20 protein-coding genes are annotated in these 19,333 nt (G+C 64.3%); 9 read left to right on the plus strand and 11 right to left on the minus strand.

Translation table 11 applies throughout. From position 1 onward, the window contains the following. Positions 1-6 precede the first annotated feature (6 nt). From zur to ACMGG8_RS03300, 4 genes are read left to right on the plus strand one after another with little or no spacing between them, the layout of a single operon-like run. Positions 7-489 (plus strand): zinc uptake transcriptional repressor Zur, encoded by a 483-nt coding sequence (gene zur, locus ACMGG8_RS03285; protein WP_060836879.1) that lies wholly within the window; start codon positions 7-9, stop codon positions 487-489. Further along, positions 489-1,274 (plus strand): zinc ABC transporter ATP-binding protein ZnuC, encoded by a 786-nt coding sequence (gene znuC, locus ACMGG8_RS03290; protein WP_414159169.1) that lies wholly within the window; start codon positions 489-491, stop codon positions 1,272-1,274. The genes zur and znuC overlap by 1 nt, the downstream gene beginning before the upstream one ends. Further along, on the plus strand, positions 1,267-2,055 hold the full coding sequence (znuB, locus tag ACMGG8_RS03295) for a zinc ABC transporter permease subunit ZnuB (protein ID WP_060836877.1): 789 nt from the start codon (positions 1,267-1,269) through the stop codon (positions 2,053-2,055). The genes znuC and znuB overlap by 8 nt, the downstream gene beginning before the upstream one ends. A 37-nt stretch (positions 2,056-2,092) precedes the next feature. Further along, on the plus strand, positions 2,093-2,812 hold the full coding sequence (locus tag ACMGG8_RS03300; protein WP_060836876.1) for a PA5502 family lipoprotein: 720 nt from the start codon (positions 2,093-2,095) through the stop codon (positions 2,810-2,812). A gap of 56 nt (positions 2,813-2,868) precedes the next feature. On the opposite strand, the gene katE is transcribed toward ACMGG8_RS03300, so the two are convergent. Beyond that, entirely contained in the window at positions 2,869-5,064 is a 2,196-nt protein-coding gene (gene katE / locus ACMGG8_RS03305) for a catalase HPII (protein WP_414159917.1), read from the minus strand. A 212-nt stretch (positions 5,065-5,276) separates the two neighbouring features. Here katE and ACMGG8_RS03310 point away from each other — a divergent pair, with 212 nt between their 5' ends. From ACMGG8_RS03310 to ACMGG8_RS03320, 3 genes are all read left to right on the plus strand, one after another. Then, the gene (locus tag ACMGG8_RS03310) at positions 5,277-6,284 is read left to right on the plus strand and encodes a methionine ABC transporter ATP-binding protein (protein WP_414159170.1); all 1,008 of its coding nucleotides are present in this window, start codon (positions 5,277-5,279) and stop codon (positions 6,282-6,284) included. Then, positions 6,284-6,958, plus strand: a complete 675-nt coding sequence (locus ACMGG8_RS03315; RefSeq protein WP_060836873.1) for a methionine ABC transporter permease — start codon at positions 6,284-6,286, stop codon at positions 6,956-6,958. The genes ACMGG8_RS03310 and ACMGG8_RS03315 overlap by 1 nt, the downstream gene beginning before the upstream one ends. A 63-nt stretch (positions 6,959-7,021) precedes the next feature. Further along, positions 7,022-7,795: a MetQ/NlpA family ABC transporter substrate-binding protein gene (locus tag ACMGG8_RS03320; protein ID WP_060836872.1), complete on the plus strand. Its 774-nt coding sequence runs from the start codon at positions 7,022-7,024 to the stop codon at positions 7,793-7,795. Positions 7,796-8,038: 243 nt separating this feature from the next. Here ACMGG8_RS03320 and ACMGG8_RS03325 read toward each other — a convergent pair whose 3' ends face one another. Genes ACMGG8_RS03325 through ACMGG8_RS03345 form a run of 5 tightly spaced genes read right to left on the minus strand, consistent with a single transcriptional unit; the run spans position 8,039 to position 11,947 of the window. Next, positions 8,039-8,674 (minus strand): SCO family protein, encoded by a 636-nt coding sequence (locus ACMGG8_RS03325; protein WP_060836871.1) that lies wholly within the window; start codon positions 8,672-8,674, stop codon positions 8,039-8,041. Further along, the gene (gene cyoE, locus ACMGG8_RS03330; protein ID WP_060836870.1) at positions 8,671-9,573 is read right to left on the minus strand and encodes a heme o synthase; all 903 of its coding nucleotides are present in this window, start codon (positions 9,571-9,573) and stop codon (positions 8,671-8,673) included. Before cyoE ends, ACMGG8_RS03325 begins: the two co-directional genes overlap by 4 nt. Then, positions 9,561-10,640: a COX15/CtaA family protein gene (locus ACMGG8_RS03335; RefSeq protein WP_060836869.1), complete on the minus strand. Its 1,080-nt coding sequence runs from the start codon at positions 10,638-10,640 to the stop codon at positions 9,561-9,563. The genes cyoE and ACMGG8_RS03335 overlap by 13 nt, the downstream gene beginning before the upstream one ends. A gap of 10 nt (positions 10,641-10,650) precedes the next feature. Then, on the minus strand, positions 10,651-11,241 hold the full coding sequence (locus ACMGG8_RS03340; RefSeq protein WP_060836868.1) for a hypothetical protein: 591 nt from the start codon (positions 11,239-11,241) through the stop codon (positions 10,651-10,653). Beyond that, positions 11,207-11,947 carry an SURF1 family protein gene (locus ACMGG8_RS03345; protein ID WP_414159171.1) on the minus strand — a complete coding sequence of 247 codons (741 nt, stop codon included), beginning with the start codon at positions 11,945-11,947 and terminating at the stop codon, positions 11,207-11,209. The genes ACMGG8_RS03340 and ACMGG8_RS03345 overlap by 35 nt, the downstream gene beginning before the upstream one ends. Before the next feature lie 70 nt (positions 11,948-12,017). On the opposite strand from ACMGG8_RS03345, the gene ACMGG8_RS03350 reads away from it, so the two are divergent. Next, on the plus strand, positions 12,018-12,221 hold the full coding sequence (locus ACMGG8_RS03350) for a twin transmembrane helix small protein (RefSeq protein ID WP_060836867.1): 204 nt from the start codon (positions 12,018-12,020) through the stop codon (positions 12,219-12,221). A 25-nt stretch (positions 12,222-12,246) separates the two neighbouring features. On the opposite strand, the gene ACMGG8_RS03355 is transcribed toward ACMGG8_RS03350, so the two are convergent. The 4 genes from ACMGG8_RS03355 to coxB all read right to left on the minus strand — a co-directional run bounded on the left by ACMGG8_RS03355 (position 12,247) and on the right by coxB (position 16,630). Continuing rightward, positions 12,247-13,134: a cytochrome c oxidase subunit 3 gene (locus ACMGG8_RS03355; protein ID WP_060836866.1), complete on the minus strand. Its 888-nt coding sequence runs from the start codon at positions 13,132-13,134 to the stop codon at positions 12,247-12,249. A gap of 33 nt (positions 13,135-13,167) precedes the next feature. After that, on the minus strand, positions 13,168-13,725 hold the full coding sequence (locus ACMGG8_RS03360; protein WP_060842072.1) for a cytochrome c oxidase assembly protein: 558 nt from the start codon (positions 13,723-13,725) through the stop codon (positions 13,168-13,170). A gap of 99 nt (positions 13,726-13,824) precedes the next feature. Beyond that, positions 13,825-15,420 (minus strand): cytochrome c oxidase subunit I, encoded by a 1,596-nt coding sequence (gene ctaD, locus ACMGG8_RS03365; protein WP_060836864.1) that lies wholly within the window; start codon positions 15,418-15,420, stop codon positions 13,825-13,827. Between the two features lie 82 nt (positions 15,421-15,502). Further along, complete coding sequence (gene coxB, locus ACMGG8_RS03370; RefSeq protein WP_060836863.1) at positions 15,503-16,630, minus strand: cytochrome c oxidase subunit II; 1,128 nt, start codon at positions 16,628-16,630, stop codon at positions 15,503-15,505. 370 nt (positions 16,631-17,000) lie between these two features. Between coxB and ACMGG8_RS03375 the strand changes: the two genes are divergently transcribed. After that, a complete protein-coding gene (locus ACMGG8_RS03375; protein WP_103740832.1) occupies positions 17,001-17,651 on the plus strand; it encodes a hypothetical protein in 651 nt (216 codons plus the stop codon). 65 nt (positions 17,652-17,716) lie between these two features. On the opposite strand, the gene ACMGG8_RS03380 is transcribed toward ACMGG8_RS03375, so the two are convergent. Next, the gene (locus tag ACMGG8_RS03380; RefSeq protein ID WP_060836861.1) at positions 17,717-19,252 is read right to left on the minus strand and encodes a SulP family inorganic anion transporter; all 1,536 of its coding nucleotides are present in this window, start codon (positions 19,250-19,252) and stop codon (positions 17,717-17,719) included. Positions 19,253-19,333 lie beyond the last annotated feature (81 nt).

Below are 19,333 nucleotides of genomic sequence, written 5' to 3' on the forward strand. Positions count from 1 at the left end.
CCGCTCATGCCTAAAACACCCCTCGCCAGCCGTCCCCACGACCACTCTCACTGCGTGCACAGCGCACTGTCTGAGGCCGACGCTCTGTGCGCACGGCAAGGCCTGCGCCTGACCGCCCTGCGCCGGCGGGTGCTGGAGCTGGTGTGGCAAAGCCACAAGCCCCTGGGGGCCTACGACATCCTGGCCGTGCTCAGCGAGCAGGACGGCCGCCGCGCCGCGCCGCCAACGGTGTACCGGGCGCTGGATTTCCTCCTGGAAAACGGCCTGGTGCACCGCATTGCCTCGCTCAACGCCTTCGTCGGCTGCAACCACCCGGAGCACGCGCATCAGGGCCAGTTCCTGATCTGCCGCGAGTGCCACGCAGCCATCGAGCTGGAACAGAAATCCATCAGCGACGCCATCATCACCAGCGCCCGCGACGTCGGCTTCGTGGTCGAGGGCCAGACCGTCGAAGTGGTCGGGCTCTGCTCGGGCTGCCAGGGGGCTTGATGAGCACAGCGTTGATCCGCCTCGAGCAGGTCGGGGTGACCTTTGCCGGGCAGAGCGTGCTGGACAACATCCAGCTCAGCGTCGAGCCGGGGCAGATCGTGACCCTGATCGGCCCCAATGGCGCCGGCAAGACCACCCTGGTGCGCGCCGTGCTCGGCCTGCTCAAGCCCGATACCGGCAGTGTCTGGCGCAAACCGCGGCTGCGGGTGGGCTACATGCCGCAGAAACTCCACGTCGACCCGACCCTGCCGCTGTCGGTGCTGCGCTTTCTGCGCCTGGTGCCGGGGGTGGATCGCAACCGAGCGCTGGCGGCCCTCAAGGAAGTCGGCGCCGAACAGGTGATCGACAGCCCGGTGCAAAGCATTTCCGGCGGCGAGATGCAGCGCGTGCTGCTGGCCCGGGCCCTGCTGCGCGAGCCCGAACTGCTGGTGCTCGACGAACCGGTGCAAGGCGTCGACGTGGCCGGCCAGGCCGAGCTCTACAGCCTGATCACCCGCCTGCGGGACCGTCACGGTTGCGGCGTGCTGATGGTGTCCCACGACCTGCATCTGGTGATGAGCACCACCGACCAGGTGGTCTGCCTCAACCGCCACGTCTGCTGCTCCGGGCACCCCGAGCAGGTCAGTGGCGACCCGGCCTTCGTCGAGCTGTTCGGCAAGAACGCGCCGAGCCTGGCGATCTACCACCATCACCACGATCACGCCCATGACCTGCATGGGTCAGTGGTCACCCAGCCCGCCGCGGGCCGCCCCCATGTCCACGGAGAAAACTGCAAGCATGGCTGATTTTCTGCTGTACGCCCTGCTCGCAGGTTTGGCCCTGGCGGTGGTTGCCGGCCCCTTGGGGTCCTTCGTGGTCTGGCGGCGCATGGCCTATTTTGGCGACACCCTGTCCCATGCCGCGCTCTTAGGGGTGGCCCTGGGCTTCCTGCTGGATGTCAGCCCGGCGGTGGCGGTCACCGTGGGCTGCCTGTTGCTGGCGGTGCTGCTGGTGACCCTGCAACAACGCCAGCCCCTGGCATCCGACACGCTGCTGGGTATTCTTGCTCCCAGCACCCTGTCCCTGGGCCTGGTGGTACTAAGCTTCATGCATGAAGTGCGAATCGACCTGATGGCCTACCTGTTCGGTGACCTGCTGGCGATCAGCCCCGGCGACCTGGCATGGATTCTCGGCGGCAGCGCGGCGGTGCTCCTGCTGTTGGTGGCCCTGTGGCGCCCTCTGCTGGCAATCACCGTGCACGAGGAACTGGCCAGGGTCGAAGGCCTGCCCGTGGCATCGCTGCGCCTGGCGCTGATGCTGCTGATCGCCGTGGTCATTGCGGTGGCGATGAAGATTGTCGGGGTGTTGCTGATTACCTCGTTGCTGATCATCCCGGCCGCTGCGGCACAGCGTCACGCCCGCTCGCCGGAGCAGATGGCCCTGGGCGCGAGCCTGCTGGGCATGCTCGCGGTCTGTGGCGGACTGGCGCTGTCCTGGTTCAAGGACACCCCGGCCGGACCGTCGATCGTGGTGGTGGCCGCCGCACTGTTTCTGCTGAGTTTTGTTCTGCCCCGTCGAGGGGTGTAGACTTGCTCGCTTTTTGCGCAATTAGAGAGTCGCAGGAATGAAGCCGTTCGCCTCCCGTTATCTGCTCCTTGTCGCATTCTCCCTGCTGCTGGGGGCCTGCCAAAGCACGCCACCGGCGACCACCGAGGTCCCCGATGCGCGGGCCACGGCCATCGCGCAGCTGGAACAAAACATTGCCAGCAACGAGCTGGCGACAGCGGAAGATCAGCTCAGTGCATTGCAGGCACAAACCCCTGACGACCCGCAGCTGGTGCAATACCAGCGGCAGATTGCCGAGGCCTACCTGCAACGCAGCCAGATCGTCCTGCAAAAGGGTGACGTGAATGCCGCCGCCACCGCCCTGAGCCGGGCCCGGGCGCTGATGCCCAAGGCACCGGCGCTGACCGGAGGGGTCAACAACGCCATTGCCCATGCGCGCAAGGCCGAGCTGGAACAGGCCGAAGCCGCCTTGAAGGCCGCCGAGGCGCGTCCAGCGGCCCGGCTGATCGATCCTTCCGCCCAGAGCAGCACCATTGCCCTGAATGTCACCGATATCCGCAAGCTGCGTAAGCAGCTCGATGCGCTGGCCGCCGACGTGGTGAATTACCAGTGCGATGTGCACATTCAGGTGCCGCGCACCGAGGACTACCCTTGGCTGTCGACCCTGCTGAGCAAGCGGGTGAAGAAGCTCGATCCGGACTTCGAACAGAAAATCAGCAGACAGATCGTGCGCCATGTCCCGGCGCAAATGGTCTTGAGCCCACGCAAGGCGCAGTAAAGCCTCAGTCGGCCAGCCGGTTCCCTACGGGAGCGGGTTGGCCGGCGAAAGCGTGTTCAGGCCGGGATCGCCTTGGCCCTTTCCTCCCGACTCCACACCCGATGCTGAGCCATGGCGGCAAAGAACGCCTTCAGCGCCTTGGCATCGCCCCCCAGAATCAAGCCGTCATCCGCCTCCAGCCTGAGCACGTCCAGCAACTCCCGGGCTTCGCCGTGCAAGGCGATGGCCTTGAGATGCTTGTAGGCCTCCAACAGGTAATGCAAAGCCACGCCATTGCCGCTCAGGGTCTTGATCGATTGCGCACCACCCGGCACGAACACCGCGTCGAAAGCCACTGAAGGCAAGCCCTCCATGGAGGCATCCACCGCCAGGCGCTGGCCATTCGCGGTGGTCACCGGCGCCGAGGTCGGCCCCAGCAGCTTGGCGTGACCACCCTGGGCCTTGAGGGCCTTCTTCAACCCTTCGATCGCCGCACCATCGACGCCGTTGGCCGCCAGAATCGCCACTTTCCGGGTTTTGATATCCCCCGACAGCAGGTTGGCCTGGCTCAGGGCCGGCGAGCGGGTCAATGCGGTCTTGCGCTCGGCCACCGTGGCCTGCTTCGGCGCCGCCAAGCCGAGGTTTTCCGCCACGCGCGCGGCCAGTTGCAGATCGATGTTGGCCAGGATCTCGTTGACCTGCCGCTCGCGGATCCACGGCCGCTCGACCTTGCCCAACTCGAAGCTGTAGGCCGCGATGATGTGTTCCTGCTCGTGCTTGCTCATGCTGTTGAAGAACAGCCGCGCCTGGGAGAAGTGATCACCAAACGACTCGCTGCGCTGGCGAATCTTGTGGGCATCGATGCGCTCGTTGTAGCTCTCGAAGCCACCGTCCTGGGCCGCCGGCGGGGTTTCTCTGGGCCAGCCGCCATCGATGGAGTTCGGCTCATAGGCTGCCCGCCCCCTGTCGATGGTGCTGCGGTGCATGGCGTCGCGCTGCCCGTTGTGCAGCGGGGTCAACGGACGGTTGATCGGCAGTTCATGAAAGTTCGGCCCGCCCAGGCGACTGATCTGGGTATCGGTGTAGGAAAACAGCCGCCCTTGCAGCAGCGGGTCATTGGAGAAGTCGATCCCCGGCACGATGTGCCCCGGGCAGAAGGCGACCTGCTCGGTTTCGGCGAAGTAATTGTCGGGGTTGCGGTTGAGCACCATCTTGCCCAGGGGCGTGATCGGCACCAGCTCCTCGGGGATCAGTTTGGTTGGGTCGAGAATGTCGAAGTCGAAATTGTGTTCGTCCTCTTCGGCGATGATCTGCACGCCGAACTCCCACTCCGGGTAATCCCCGGTTTCGATGGCGTCCCACAGGTCGCGGCGATGAAAGTCGGTGTCCTTGCCCGCGAGCTTCTGCGCCTCGTCCCAGACCAGGGAACAGGTGCCCACCGTCGGCCGCCAGTGGAACTTGACGAAGCTTGCACGCCCCTCGGCGTTGATCAGGCGAAAGGTGTGCACGCCAAAGCCCTGCATGCTGCGCAGGCTTTTCGGAATGGCCCGGTCGGACATGGCCCAGATCACCATGTGCGCCGACTCCGGCTGCAGGGAGACGAAGTCCCAGAAGGTGTCGTGGGCCGAGCCGCCGGTGGGGATTTCGTTGTGGGGCTCGGGCTTCACGGCATGCACGAAGTCGGGAAACTTGATCGCGTCCTGGATGAAGAACACCGGCATGTTGTTGCCCACCAGATCGAAGTTGCCCTCATCGGTGAAGAACTTCACTGCAAAACCCCGGACATCGCGCACGGTATCGCCGGAGCCTCTTGGCCCCTGGACCGTGGAAAAGCGCACGAACACCGGGGTCTTCTTCTGCGGATCACGCAGGAAACCGGCCTTGGTCAGCGCCGAATGATTGTCGTAGCTCTGGAAGTAACCATGGGCACCGACGCCGCGGGCATGGACGATGCGCTCGGGGATCCGCTCATGGTCAAAGTGGGTGATCTTCTCCCGCATGATGAAGTCTTCCAGCAGCGAAGGCCCGCGGGCGCCCAGTTTCAGGCTGTTCTGGTTGTCGGCGACTTTCACCCCCTGATTGGTCCGCAAGGCCTGGCCGGTGGCATCGGAGCGGAACGGCTCCAGGCTCTGCAACTTGCGGTTGCTGTTGTCGCGGTCCAGGGTATCGGTCCCGGCCATCTGGCTTTTCGGGGCATTGGGCTTTTTCGTACTCATCAGGCAAGAACTCCTCGTTGGCGAAATCCCTGGCGCGCCGGGGCTTCGTGAACACAGGCCCACAGGCACGGTACCTGGGGCTTTCGAGTGGCTTAAGTAGTGACTGACGAGAAACGGCGAGCGTTCCTTTTTTATGACCTTTGATCGCGTTATCGCCAAATGGCAGGATGTTCGCGAAATAAATGCTAAGAACCTCTATACGGACAGGCTAAAATGCGCGCCCGGCTAACCGCTGATCCTTTTCTAACGCGCCCCACAAGGTTCGCTACGTGATCGAGTTTCAAAACGTCCATAAAACCTACCGGGTCGCCGGTAAGGATATTCCCGCCCTGCACCCGACCAGTCTTCGGGTCGAGAATGGCCAGGTGTTCGGCCTGATCGGTCATTCCGGGGCGGGCAAAAGTACCCTGCTGCGCCTGATCAACCGCCTGGAAAACCCCAGCGGCGGTCAGATCATCGTCGACGGCGAAGAGGTCACCGCACTGAATACCAATGGCCTGCGCCGCTTCCGCCAGCAGGTCGGGATGATCTTCCAGCACTTCAACCTGCTGTCGTCCAAGACCGTGGCCGACAACGTCGCGCTGCCCCTGACCCTGGCCGGCGAGCTGTCACGCAGCGACATCGAGCGTCGCGTAGCCGAGCTGCTGGATCGGGTCGGCCTGGCCGACCACGCCAAGAAATACCCGGCGCAGCTGTCCGGCGGCCAGAAGCAGCGCGTCGGCATCGCCCGCGCCCTGGCCACCAAGCCGAAGATCCTTTTGTGCGACGAAGCCACCAGCGCCCTCGATCCGCAGACCACCGCCTCGGTCCTGCAACTGCTGGCCGAGATCAACCGCGAGCTGAAGCTGACCATCGTCCTGATCACCCATGAGATGGACGTGATCCGTCGCGTCTGCGATCAGGTGGCGGTGATGGACGCCGGCCGCATCGTCGAACAGGGGCCGGTGGCCGAGGTGTTCCTGCACCCCAAGCACCCGACCACCAAGCGTTTCGTCCAGGAAGACGAGCAGATCGACGAGAACGAGCAGCGCGACGACTTCGCCCATGTGCCGGGGCGCATCGTGCGCCTGACCTTCCAGGGCGAGGCCACCTACGCGCCGTTGCTGGGCACCGTGGCCCGGGAGACCGGGGTCGACTACAGCATCCTCGCCGGACGCATCGACCGCATCAAAGACACCCCTTACGGGCAACTGACCCTGGCCATCACCGGCGGTGACATGGAAGCGGCCTTCGCCCGCTTCACCGCAGCGGATGTCCACATGGAGGTGCTGCGCTAATGAGCGGCTTACTGCATTACTTCGACAACGTTGACTGGGCCGATATCGGGGTGGCGACCAGCGACACCATGGTCATGCTCAGCACGTCCCTGTTCTTCACCGTACTGGTGGGCCTGCCACTGGGCGTCCTGCTGTTCCTGTGCAGCCCGAAGCAGTTGCTGGAACAGAAAAATGTCTATTCGGTCCTGGGCTTCGTGGTCAACGCCATCCGCTCGCTGCCGTTCATCATCCTGCTGATCGTGATGATTCCCACCACCATCCTCATCACCGGCACCTCCCTGGGTGTGGCGGGGGCCATTCCGCCGCTGGTGGTGGGCGCCTCCACCTTCTTCGCCCGACTGGTGGAAACCGCGCTGCGTGAAGTGGATCGCGGCATCATCGAGGCCACCCAGGCCATGGGCGCCACCACCCGGCAGATCATCATGAACGCCCTGCTGCCCGAGGCTTGCCCCGGTATCATCGCGGCGATCACGGTCACCGCCATCGCCCTGGTCGGCTACACCGCCATGGCCGGTGTCGTGGGTGCCGGCGGCCTCGGCGATCTGGCTATCCGTTATGGCTACCAGCGCTTCCAGGACGATGTGATGGTGGTGACCGTGGTGCTGCTGATTGTATTGGTTCAGGTTCTGCAAACCGTCGGCGATAAGCTGGTGGTGCATTTTTCCCGCAAATAATTGCAAACGCCGGCCCTGGCCGGCAGGTGCCCGGGGTCGGGCGACTTACAAGGAGCTTGTTCGATGAAAAAACTACTCGTCGCTTTCGCAGCCGTTGCCGCGTTCTCCGCGCACGCCGCCGAAACCCTGACCGTGGCCGCCACACCGGTGCCCCACGCCGAGATCCTGGAGTTCGTCAAACCGGCCCTGGCCAAAGAAGGCGTGGACCTTAAGGTCAAGGTCTTCACCGACTACGTGCAGCCCAACGTGCAAGTGGCCGAGAAACGCCTGGACGCCAACTTCTTCCAGCACCAGCCGTACCTGGATGAGTTCAACAAGACCAAGGGCACCAAGCTGGTGAGCGTGGCCGGCGTGCACGTGGAGCCCCTGGGCGCCTACTCCAGCAAGTACAAGCAACTGTCCGAACTGCCGGGCGGCGCCACCGTGGTGATCCCCAACGACGCCACCAACGGCGGCCGCGCGCTGCTGCTGCTGGACAAGGCCGGCCTGATCAAGCTCAAGGATTCCAACAGCATCCTCGCCACCGTCAAGGACATCACCGAGAACCCCAAGGACCTGAAGTTCCGTGAACTGGAAGCCGCCACCATCCCGCGCGTGCTGACCCAGGTCGACCTGGCCCTGATCAACACCAACTACGCCCTGGAAGCCAAGCTGGACCCGTCCAAGGACGCCCTGGTGATCGAAGGCAAGGACTCGCCTTACGTGAACATCCTGGTGGCCCGTCCTGACGACAAGGACTCGGACGCCATGAAGAAACTGATCGCGGCCCTGCACAGCCCGCAAGTGAAGCAATTCATTATCGAGAAGTACAAAGGCGCGATCGTGCCGGCATTCTGATCGGTTGCAGAAACACAAACGGGGCGCCTTGGGGCGCCCCGTTTTGTTTGTAGCCGCTGCCGAAGGCTGCGATAAGGCGCGAAGCGCCTTCCGAGGGCCTCGAAGAGCACGCGTCCTCTTCGAGGCCGATCGCAGCCTGCGGCAGCGGCTACAGGGTTCAGCAGTTCAGCAGTTCAGCAGTTCAGCAGTTCAGCAGTTCAGCAGTTCAGCAGTTCAGCAGTTCAGCAGTTCAAGCATGCCGCGTCATTGGCGCTGCAACATCACCGGCAGCTGCGCCACCAGCTTCTGGTTGTTCAGCGGTGCGCGGATAAAGCCGCGCTGGCGGCCGTCCGGGCCGATCACCGCCAGGTTGCCGCTGTGGTCCACGGTGTAGTTGGGCTTGCTGGTGTCCGCCGGAATGAACGGAATGCTCACGGCATTGGCCAGCTTCTGCAGGTCTTCCACCGAAGCGGCGGTCAGTCCCTTGAAGTCCTTGTCGAAGTAGCCCAGGTACTGCTTGAGCTGTTGCGGCGTATCGCGGTTGGGGTCGACGCTGACCAGGATCACCTGCAGCTTGTCCACCGCCTCCTTGGGCAGCTCGCTCTTGATCTGCCGCAGTTGCGCCAGGGTGGTGGGGCAGATGTCCGGGCAGAAGGTGTAGCCGAAAAACAGCAGCGACCATTTGCCCTTCAACTCATCGATCACCACGGGCTGGCCATCCTGGTCGAGCATCTTCACCGCCGGCAGCGTGCGGCTCTGGGGCAGGAGGATGATGCCGGCATCGATCAATGCGGTGGGATCACCCTGACCCTTGCCGGACAGTACTTTGTTGACGGTCAGCCCCAGGACCAGGGCCACCAGTGCAACGAGAATAAAGACGGTTTTCTGAGTTCGAGTCATAGGTTCAACAGTAGGTAGTGGTCTACGAGCAGGGCGATGAACAGCAGGAACAAGTAATAAATAGAGTACTTGAAGGTGTTGATCGCCGCGTGCGGCCGAGTGCCACGGTACAGCACCCAGGCCCATTGCAGGAAGCGCCCGCCCAGGACCAGGGCGCACACCAGGTACAGCACGCCGCTCATGTGAATGGCATAGGGCAGCAGGCTCACCGCCAGCAGGGCAAAGGTATAGAGCAGGATGTGCACCTTGGTGTAATGCTCGCCGTGAGTCACCGGCAACATCGGAATATCGGCCTTGGCGTACTCCTCCTTGCGATGGATCGCCAGGGCCCAGAAGTGCGGCGGGGTCCAGGCGAAGATGATCAGCACCAGCAACAGCGGTTCGGCGCTCAGGTGCCCGGTGGCGGCGACCCAGCCCAGCAGCGGCGGGGCCGCGCCGGCCAGCCCGCCGATCACGATGTTCTGCGGCGTCGCGCGCTTCAGAAAGCCGGTGTAGACCACCGCATAGCCCAGCAGGGAGGCCAGGGTCAGCCAGGCCGTCAGCGGATTGGTGAAGGCCAGCAGCAGGGCCTGCCCGGCCAGGGCCAGGCACAGGGCAAACGCCAGGGCGGCCCGGGGTGAAACCCGGCCTTCGGCCAGGGGCCGCTTGTGGGTCCGGGCCATCAGCGCATCGATGCGCCGGTCCACCACATGGTTCACCGCCGCCGCGCCACCTGCGCACAGGGCAATGCCCAGGTTGCCAAACACCAGCACCGTCCACGGCACCCCGGCGCGGGTGGCAAGGAACATGCCCACCAGGGAGGTGATGAGCATCAACACCACCACCTTGGGTTTGGTCAGCTCCAGATAATCACGCCAGATCGCCCGGGGCTGCTGACGTTCGCCAATCAGAGTCGCCATGGCATCTCTCCTTTGATGGTGATGGGACCGGCCACCTGTTTGCGCGGGCTCAGACGCCAGCCCAGGGGCAGGCGATCCCGGGCCTGCACCAGGCTGGTACGAGCGTGATAGTTGACCAGCACCAGGGTCAGCAGCAGCGCCGCGCCGCCGGCGTTGTGCGCCACCGCCACCGGCAGAGGCAGGTGGAACAGTACGTTGCTCAGGCCCAGGCTGATCTGCGCCCCCAGAGCCAGCAGCACCAGCCCGGCCAGACGGGTCATGCCGGTCTGTCGCAGTTGCCAGGCCAGGCCCAGCAACACCAGGGTCACCAACACCGCGCCCACCCGGTGGGTCATGTGGATGGCGGTGCGGGCGTCACTGTCCAGTTGCCCGCCCAGGTAGTTGGGGCCGATGTGCTGGGTCAGGTGAAAGCCGTTGGCAAAGTCCATGTTCGGCCACCACTGGCCGTGACAGGTGGGCAGGTCGATACAGGCCACGGCGGCGTAGTTGGAACTGACCCAGCCGCCCAGGGCGATCTGCCCGATCACCAGCACCAGCCCGGCCGTGGCCCAGTACTGCAGGCGCCGCGGCACGATCAGCGCCGGCAGCACACCGGACAGGCGCAAGGTCAGCAGGAACAGCAGGCTCAAGGTGGCAAAGCCCCCCAGCAGATGCGCGGTGACCACCTGGGGCCAGAGCTTGAGGGTCACCGTCCACATGCCGAAGGCCGCCTGGGCGAACACCACCGCGAGGAGGAACAGCGGCAGCTTCAGCGGCTGCCCGGGATGCCGGCGATGGCTCCAGGCGCGGGCCGCCAGCAGCACGATCAACAGCCCCAGGGTGCCGGCGAAGTAGCGGTGGATCATCTCGTTCCAGCCCTTGTGGGCCTCCACCGGGGTATCGGGAAAGTGCCGCTCGGCATGGGCCAGCTGCGCCTCGCTTTGCGGCACGCTGATAAAGCCGTAGCAGCCGGGCCAGTCCGGACAGCCCAGCCCGGCATGGGTCAGCCGGGTGTAGGCGCCGAGCAACACCACGATCAGGGCCAGCAAGGTGGCTAACAACGCGAGGCGAAATCCAGGTTTGGCCATGACGATGCCCTTATCCGATGTTCGACAGTTTCAGCAGATGGCGCAGGTCGTTGAGCAGGTCCTTGCCGTTGACCCGAGCGTCATAACGCAGCACCAGGTTGCTGTGGGGATCGACTATCCACAGCTGCGGCGCCTCCGGGTCGTGAACCCCCTTGGCGAAGGTCGCCAGGTCCAGGGGATAGCGTTGCAGCTGCGGGTATTCACGCTGCAGCCTGGCGGCGTACTCGGCACTCAGCGGCTGGGCACTGGCCAGGGCATGGCTGGCCCGGGAAGCGTCGCGCCCCAGGGCCACCTGGATCTGCCGCGCCAGGTACACCAGTTGCTGGCAGTCCGCCTCGCAGGCCTTGGGCGCGGTGACCAGGATCTGCCAGCGATCCTCCTCGGACTGCACGCCGATCTGCGCGCGGGTCTGGCCGTTGCCGATCAGCTCGCCGTGATAACTGCGGCTTTCCGGCACCCAAAACTGCAGCTTGTACATGCCGGTGGCCAGGATCATCGGACCGATCACCATCAGCAGGATCAGGATCAGCTGCCAGCGGCCGCGGCGCCGGTTGGCTGCTGGAGCTTCAGAGATGTTGGGTGGATTCATGGCCGTTCCCATGGCGTTTCTCCCGTGCGTTGTGCCAACCGAAATAGAGGTAGAGGGCAAACAGCGCCAGGGCCATGGCAAACCACTGCACGGCGTAGCCCTGGTGTTTTTCCGGTCCCATGGCCACCACCGGCCAAGCCGTCAGGTAGGCGCCCGGACCGGACTCCTGGCGCACCTCGTGGTTGAAGCCACTGCGATCCAGCTCGGCCCAGAGCGCCTCCGGAGCCACGGCGGTGATCAGCCGCGGCCAGCGCGCAGCGGCCGGGTCGGCATGCAGTTGGAACACCGCTCCCGGAGAAACGTAGACCCAGGCATCCAGGCTCAGGCTCTGCTCCGGGGTGTTGAAGACCGGTGGCGTGCGCCGGTCGGGCCAGGGCAGCCAGCCCCGATTGACCAGCAGCCAGCGCCCGCTGGTCTGGTCGAGGAAGGGTTGCAGCAACTCGACCCCGGCCTGGCCGTCGTGCAGGCGGTTGTCCAGCAGCAGGCTGTGCTCGGCATCGAAATGGCCGTACAGGCGCAGGCGGCGAAAGGCCGGATCCTCGGCGCCCAGCAACTCCAGCAGCGGCACCGGCGGGGCCACACGGCGCTCGGCGTAACTGGCCAGCAGCTGGCGCTTCTGCTCGCCGCGCCCCAGTTGCCAGAAGCCCAGGTAAACCAGCACCGGCAGCAGCAACAGCACCACCAGGGTCGGCACGACGCCGGGCCGGAAGCCTTTCATGACCGGCCCGCAAGCTTGAGAAATCCACTCGCTATACTGCTGTACATCGCGTTCCCCCCGGAGTCCCAGCATGCTCAAAGCAGCCATCGTCCTGATGCTGATTGCCACGGTGATCAGCCTGTTCAGCGGCCTGTTCTTTCTGGTCAAGGACGACAGCCAATCCAAGCGCCTGGTGACCGCCCTGAGTGTTCGGGTGTGCCTGGCCGCGATCACCCTGGGCTTGATCGCCTGGGGTTTCTTCAGCGGCCAGCTGGTTTCTCACGCGCCCTGGTAGGGCGCAGCAACTCCTGAACAGCGCCTCAGAGCACGTAGACGAAGACGAACAAGCCGATCCACACCACGTCGACGAAGTGCCAGTACCAACTGGCCGCCTCGAAGCCGAACTGATGCTCGGCGTCGAAATGCCCGCGCATGATGCGCATCAGCATTACGAACAGGATCAAGGTGCCGATGGTCACGTGGGCCCCGTGGAACCCGGTGAGCATGAAGAAGGTCGCGCCGTAGATCCCCGAGCCCAGGGTCAGCCCCAGTTCGTGATAGGCGTGGATGTATTCCTCGGCCTGGAAACCGAGGAAGGCGCAGCCCAGCAGCACGGTCAGCGCCAGCCAGATTTTCAGTGCACCGCGATGGCCTTTCTTCAGGGCATGGTGGGCGATGGTCACGGTGACGCTGGAACTGACCAGCAGCACGGTGTTGAGCAGCGGCAGGCCCCAGGGGCTGATGGTGGATTTGGGCGGTGGAAAGAGTTTCGGATCGGGGTTGTTGAGCAGCGGCCAGACGAACTCGAAGTTCGGCCAGAGCATATGGGCGATGCCCTTGTGCCCCTCACCACCGAGCCAGGGCCCGGACAGGTGCCGCACATAGAACAGCGCACCGAAGAAGGCCATGAAGAACATCACTTCGGAAAAGATGAACCAGCTCATGCCCCAGCGGAACGAGCGATCGAGCTGGGCGCTGTACAGCCCGGCGCGACTCTCCTTGACCACCGCGCCGAACCAGCCGAACAGCATGTAGGCCAGCAGCAGGCCGCCAACGAAAAAGATCAGTGGCCCATGGGATTCCGGGCGCGCCGCCTTCAGATCGTTGAACCAGGTCGCCAGGCCGAACACGGTGACGAACATGCCCACCGTCGCGATGATCGGCCACTTGCTCTGGGCCGGAACGTAATAGTGCTCATGAGTCGCCATGGGTCGTTCTCCTTATCGGGCACGCCAGATCGTCTATCCACCGGTCTTGGCGGCCGCCGCCACCGGTGGATGACGCGCGGTGATATCGAACAGCGTGTAAGCCAGCGTCAGGTGCTTCACATCCTTGGGCATGTCGCGGTCAACGATGAAACGCACCGGCATCTCGATCTTCTCCCCGGGCTGCAGCACCTGCTGGGTAAAGCAGAAGCACTCGGTCTTGTGGAAGTACATGGCCGCGCTGCTGGGGGAAATGCTCGGGATGGCCTGAGCGCTCATCGGATGATCACTGGGGTTGCGGGCGATGAAGATCATCTCGTTCACCGCCCCCGGATGGACCACGATGTCATCGGCCTTGGGATAGAAATCCCAGACCATGTCGATGGCGTTGGTGGACAGGAACTGCACCCGCACCTGGCGCGACTCATCCACCTGCTGCCTCTGGTCCGCGTACTGCCCGCCGGTCTTGCCATTGATCCCCAGGGCCTTGCACATCACGTCGTAGATCGGCACCAGGGCAAAACCGAAGACGAACATCGCCGTCACCACCAGCAACAGGCGGGTCACCAGTTTCTTCAGCGAGATCTCGGCCATCTCAACCTCCTCCCGAACCTGTAGGAGCCGGCTTGCCGGCGAACCGGGCACCACCCTCTGGCGCCTTCGCGAGCAAGCTCGCTCCTACAACACGGCTGTTCATTTCACTTCCGGCGGGGTGACAAAGGTGTGGTAGGGCGCCGGCGAAGGGATGCTCCACTCCAGGCCCTCGGCGCCTTCCCACGGCTTGGCCGGGGCCGGTTTGCCACCGCGAATGCACTTGATGACGATGAACAGGAAGAAGATCTGCGTGGCGCCGAAAGTGAAGGCGCCGATGGAGGACACCATGTTGAAGTCGGCGAACTGCAGGTTGTAGTCCGGAATCCGCCGCGGCATGCCCGCCAGCCCGACGAAGTGCATGGGGAAGAACGCCATGTTCATGCCGACGAAGGACAGCCAGAAGTGCAGCTTGCCCAGGGTTTCGTCGTACATGTGCCCGGTCCACTTGGGCAGCCAGTAATAGGCCGAGGCGAAGATCCCGAAGATCGCTCCCGGCACCAACACGTAGTGGAAGTGCGCCACCACGAAGTAGGTGTCCTGGTACTGGAAGTCCGCCGGGGCGATGGCCAGCATCAGCCCGGAAAAACCGCCGATGGTGAACAGGATGACGAAGGCCACGGCGAACAGCATCGGCGTCTCGAAGGTCAGCGCGCCCTGCCACATGGTGCTCACCCAGTTGAACACCTTGACCCCGGTGGGCACGGCGATCAGCAGGGTGGCGTACATGAAGAACAGTTCGCCCACCAGGGGGATGCCGACCACGAACATGTGGTGCGCCCAGACGATGAACGACAGGAAGGCGATCGCCCCGGTGGCATAGACCATCGAGGTGTAGCCGAACAGCGGCTTGCGGCTGAAGGTCGGGATGATCGAGCTGACCGCGCCGAAGGCCGGCAGGATCATGATGTACACCTCGGGGTGGCCGAAGAACCAGAACACGTGCTGGAACAAGACCGGGTCGCCGCCGCCGGCGGCACTGAAGAAGCTGGTGCCGAAGTGGATGTCCATCAGCATCATGGTCACGCAACCGGCCAGCACCGGCATCACCGCAATCAGCAGGAAGGCGGTGATCAGCCAGGTCCAGACGAACAGCGGCATCTTCATCAGGGTCATGCCCGGGGCACGCAGGTTGAGGATGGTGGCGATCACGTTGATCGCGCCCATGATCGAGCTGATGCCCATCAGGTGAATGGCGAAGATGAAGAAGGTCACGCTTTCCGGGGCGTAGGTGGTGGACAGCGGGGCGTAGAAGGTCCAGCCGAAGTTCGGCCCGCCACCGGGCATGAACAGGGTCGAGACCAGCAGCAGGAAGGCCGCCGGCAACAACCAGAAGCTGAAGTTGTTCATCCGCGGCAGGGCCATGTCCGGGGCACCGATCATCAGCGGGATCATCCAGTTGGCCAGGCCGACGAAGGCCGGCATCACCGCACCGAAGACCATCACCAGGCCGTGCATGGTGGTCATCTGGTTGAAGAACGCCGGCTCGACGATCTGCAGCCCGGGCTGGAACAGTTCGGCGCGGATCACCATGGCGAACGAGCCGCCGAGGAGGAACATGCAGAAGCTGAACCACAGGTACAGGGTGCCGATGTCCTTGTGGTTGGTGGTCAGTACCCAGCGCATCAGGCCCTTGGCGGGACCATGGGCGTGGTCATCATGGCCGGCGTGGCCGTGGTCATCGATCACAGCACTCATGTCCTGTCTCCTGCGAGCGAATGGACGGGATGATCGGCAGCGACGTGCCGCGACCGCTTGCGCAAATACTCGATGAACCGGCTCATTTGCTTTCCGCCTGTTTCAGCGCCAGGACATCCTTGGGCGTCACCATGTCGCCCTTGTTGTTGCCCCAGGCGTTGCGTTCGTAGGTGACCACGGCGGCGATGTCGACTTCCGAGAGCTGCTTGCCGAACGCCGCCATGGCGGTGCCCGGCTTGCCGTGGAACACCAGGCTCAGGTGAGCCTCCTTGGGACCGGTGGCGATCTTCGAGCCCTTGAGCGCCGGGAACATCGGTGGCAGGCCCTGGCCCTCGGCCTGGTGACAGGCGACGCAGGTGGTGTGGTAGACCTTGTCGCCACGGGCCACCAGCTCGTCCAGGGTCCATTCCTTGCTGGTCAGCTCCTTGAGCTTGGCCGCCTCGGCCTTGCGTTCGCCGAGCCAGGTGTCGTAGTCGGCCTGACTCTTGACCTCGACCACGATCGGCATGAAGCCGTGGTCCTTGCCGCACAGCTCGGCGCACTGGCCGCGGTAGATTCCGGGCTTGTCGACCCGGGTCCAGGCCTCGTTGACGAAGCCGGGGATGGCGTCACGCTTGACCGCGAAGGCCGGCACCCACCAGGAGTGAATGACATCGGCGGCGGTCACCAGGAAGCGCACCTTGGCCCCCACCGGCAGCACCAGCGGCTGGTCGACTTCCAACAGGTAGTGCTCGCCCTTGGCGGTCTTGTTGTGGATCTGCTCGGCGGGAGTGGCCAGGTTGCTGAAGAACTCCACATCCTGGCCCAGGTACTTGTAGTGCCACTTCCACTGGTAGCCGGTGATCTGGATGTCCACGTCCGGCTCGCTGGTGTCGTACATCTTGATCAGCGTTGCCGTGGCAGGCACGGCCATGGCCACCAGGATCAGGAAGGGAATGATGGTCCAGAGGATTTCCACCGTGGTGCTTTCGTGGAAGCGGGCCGGGACCTGGCCGGTGGAGCGACGGTGCACGATCATCGACCAGAACATCGCGCCGAAGACGATCAGCCCGATCACCACACAGATCCAGAAGATGGTCATGTGCAGGTCGAATACCGCGTGGCTTATCTCGGTCGCCCCAGGCGTCATATTCACCGTCCAGGCGGCTTGCGCCTGGCTGAATACCGACCACAACAGGAGGCCCATCCAGACATGTGGATGTCGCATCATTGCGGGTTCCCCTTATCGTTCTTGTTATCCCGGAGGCTCAACACCTGCGGCAAGGGAGCGGCTGCCTAGACTACGAACTTAAACCGGCCGGGGCCTCGCTGCGTTTGCAGTCGAGCGTCATCAGCTAACTTCATTCCTTGGCGAGTATAGACAGCGACTCTCACCTCGCAACGCGCTGGCGAAAATCACCTGAAACGCCGGAAAAGGCCTTTGCAGGCCACGGCGCGAAAGGGGTCGGGAGCAGGGGCGCACACCACGATATAACCGCGATGACTAAGCATGAAATAATTATGACAAATGCGTCTTAACCGCTTTTGTAAGCACGCTAACTTATGTGCTCCCTATTCATGTCCTTGTCCCTGGAGTTTTCATGAACACCGTCGCATTGCGCGAGCAGATCCAGCTGGCCCAGCAACACGAAGCCAGCACGGGCCTTCTGACCCGTCAGCTGGAAACGCAACTGCCTCACCTGCACCCCTCCATCCAGCTGCCCGAAGTCGACGCCAAGGGCGTCCTGACCCGTTTCGTCAGCGCCTACATCGACCAGGTTCCGGACCTGCTGGACGCCGCCAACGCGGTGGCCCGCGAAGCCGGCATCGAGTCGCAGATCAAGCCGGTACTGAAGATCGCCGAGCAATTCTTCCTCCAGCCGCCGGCCATCATGGACGGCCACGTCGGCCTCGACAGCCTGCTGGACGAAGCCTACCTGGCCCTGCGCCTGGTGGAGGAAGTCAACGACCTGTACATCAAGCATTTCGGCCGTCCGCTGATCCCCCTGGACATGACGGTCGCCAACCTCATCGCCCACCAACTGATCGGCGAAACCTTCGCCAACCAGCTGGATGAAGCGGTGCACCACGCCGTCGACGCCATGCTCAACGAAGAGAGCTTCGCCCTGGAATCGGTGGAAGCCTACCGCGACACACTCAACAGCCCGGACACCGAGGCCGCCTGGAAGCGCTGGCCCTGCCTGTCGCGCCAGCTGGGCGTGGAACTGGAACTGGACCAGCCCGCCGCCTGACCCCACTCCTCGCCAGCAAGGCTCGCTCCGGGCCTTGTGGCGAAGGGGCCAACCTCCTCGCCGACTCAACTGCGTACCGGCACCGCGCCCACGACACCGGCCGGGCTCAGCCGCCCCTCCAGACGCCGCCGCAAACCCCGCGCCTCGATCAACAGCTTCGAGCCCCTGGCGCTGTTGGCCCGTGCCCATTCCTCCAGCAACTCCAGACAGGCGTGATCGATATAGCTCAGGTGATTGAGCGGCACATGCACGGTGCTGCCCGGTGCAATCGTCGCCAGCACCCGCGTCAGGGCCGGGACCTTGAGAAAGGTCGCCGCGCCCACCAGGCGCAACTCCAGCTCGCCCTCGCGCTCCAGCCCGATCAGGCTGATCTTCAGGCGCGCAGCCTTGAACGCCAGCTTGGCCAGAGTCAGGGCAAAGCCGATCAGCACCCCGGTCAGCAGATCACTGAAGACAATCGCCAGGGCCGTCAGCGCGTAGGTGAACATCGGCATGCGCCCGTAACGCCCCAGGCCGCGAAAGGCCTTCAGGTCCACCAGCTTGCAGCCGGTATAGACCAGCACCCCGGCCAGGCTCGCCACCGGAATGCTCTGCAGCACACTGGACAGCAGCAACACGAAAGCCAGCAGCCACAGACCATGGAACACCGTCGAGAAACGGGTCTGGGCCCCGGCCTGGACGTTGGCCGAGCTGCGCACGATGACCCCGGTCATCGGCAGGGCGCCCAGCAGGCCGCAGAGCATGTTGCCCACGCCCTGGGCCGAGAGTTCCCGGTCGAAATCCGAACGCACCCCGCTGTGCATGCGATCCACGGCCGCCGCCGAGAGCAGGGTTTCGGCACTGGCGATGAAGGCCACGGCGAAGGCCGCCACCAGCAGGGTCGGGTCCGCCAGATCGAGCAGGTCGGCAGGGCGCAGCCAGTCGATGGCCTCGGCCAGGTTGGCAGGCACCTCGACCCGCTTCACTTCCAGGGCCAGGAGCAGGCTGGCCAGGGTCGTCAGTCCCACCCCCAACAAGGCACCGGGAATGAACCGCAGTGCCCGGGGCCGCCACCGGTCCCAGCCCCACATCAGCGCCATGGTCGACAGCCCCAGCAGGCCGGCCTGCCAGCCCAGGCTCGGCAAGGCCTGGGCCAGGGTCCGGGGCAAGCCGAGGAGGTTGTCCAGCCCCGAAGCCAGGGGCGCGGCATCGAACATCACATGCACCTGGGACAACACAATCAACACCCCGATGCCCGCCAGCATGCCGTAGACCACCGCCGGCGCCGTGACCCTGAACCAGCAGCCCAGACGCAGGCGCCCGGCGAGCAATTGCAGCAACCCGGCCAACAGCAGGATCGGCCCGAGCATGGCCACGCCGTGCTGGCGCACCAGTTCGAACACCAGCACCGCCAGCCCGGCGGCCGGGCCGCTGACCTGCAACGGCGAGCCCGCCAGCCAGCCCACCACCAGGCCACCGATGATCCCGGTAATCAGCCCCTTGGCCGGTGGCAGACCGGAAGCGATGGCAATCCCCATGCACAGGGGCAGGGCCACCAGGAACACCACCACCGAAGCCAGCAGCTCCCGGGGCAGGACATTTTTCAGCTGTGCTGCACGCATGACGCATCTCCCGACATTTTCTTCAGGCGTGGCAAAGCCGGGCTGCCAAACGGCAGCCCTGGCTACAACCACTCAGGGGGA

It is taken from the genome of Pseudomonas sp. BNK-45, from assembly GCF_047456255.1.
Taxonomy (GTDB): Bacteria; Pseudomonadota; Gammaproteobacteria; order Pseudomonadales; family Pseudomonadaceae; genus Aquipseudomonas.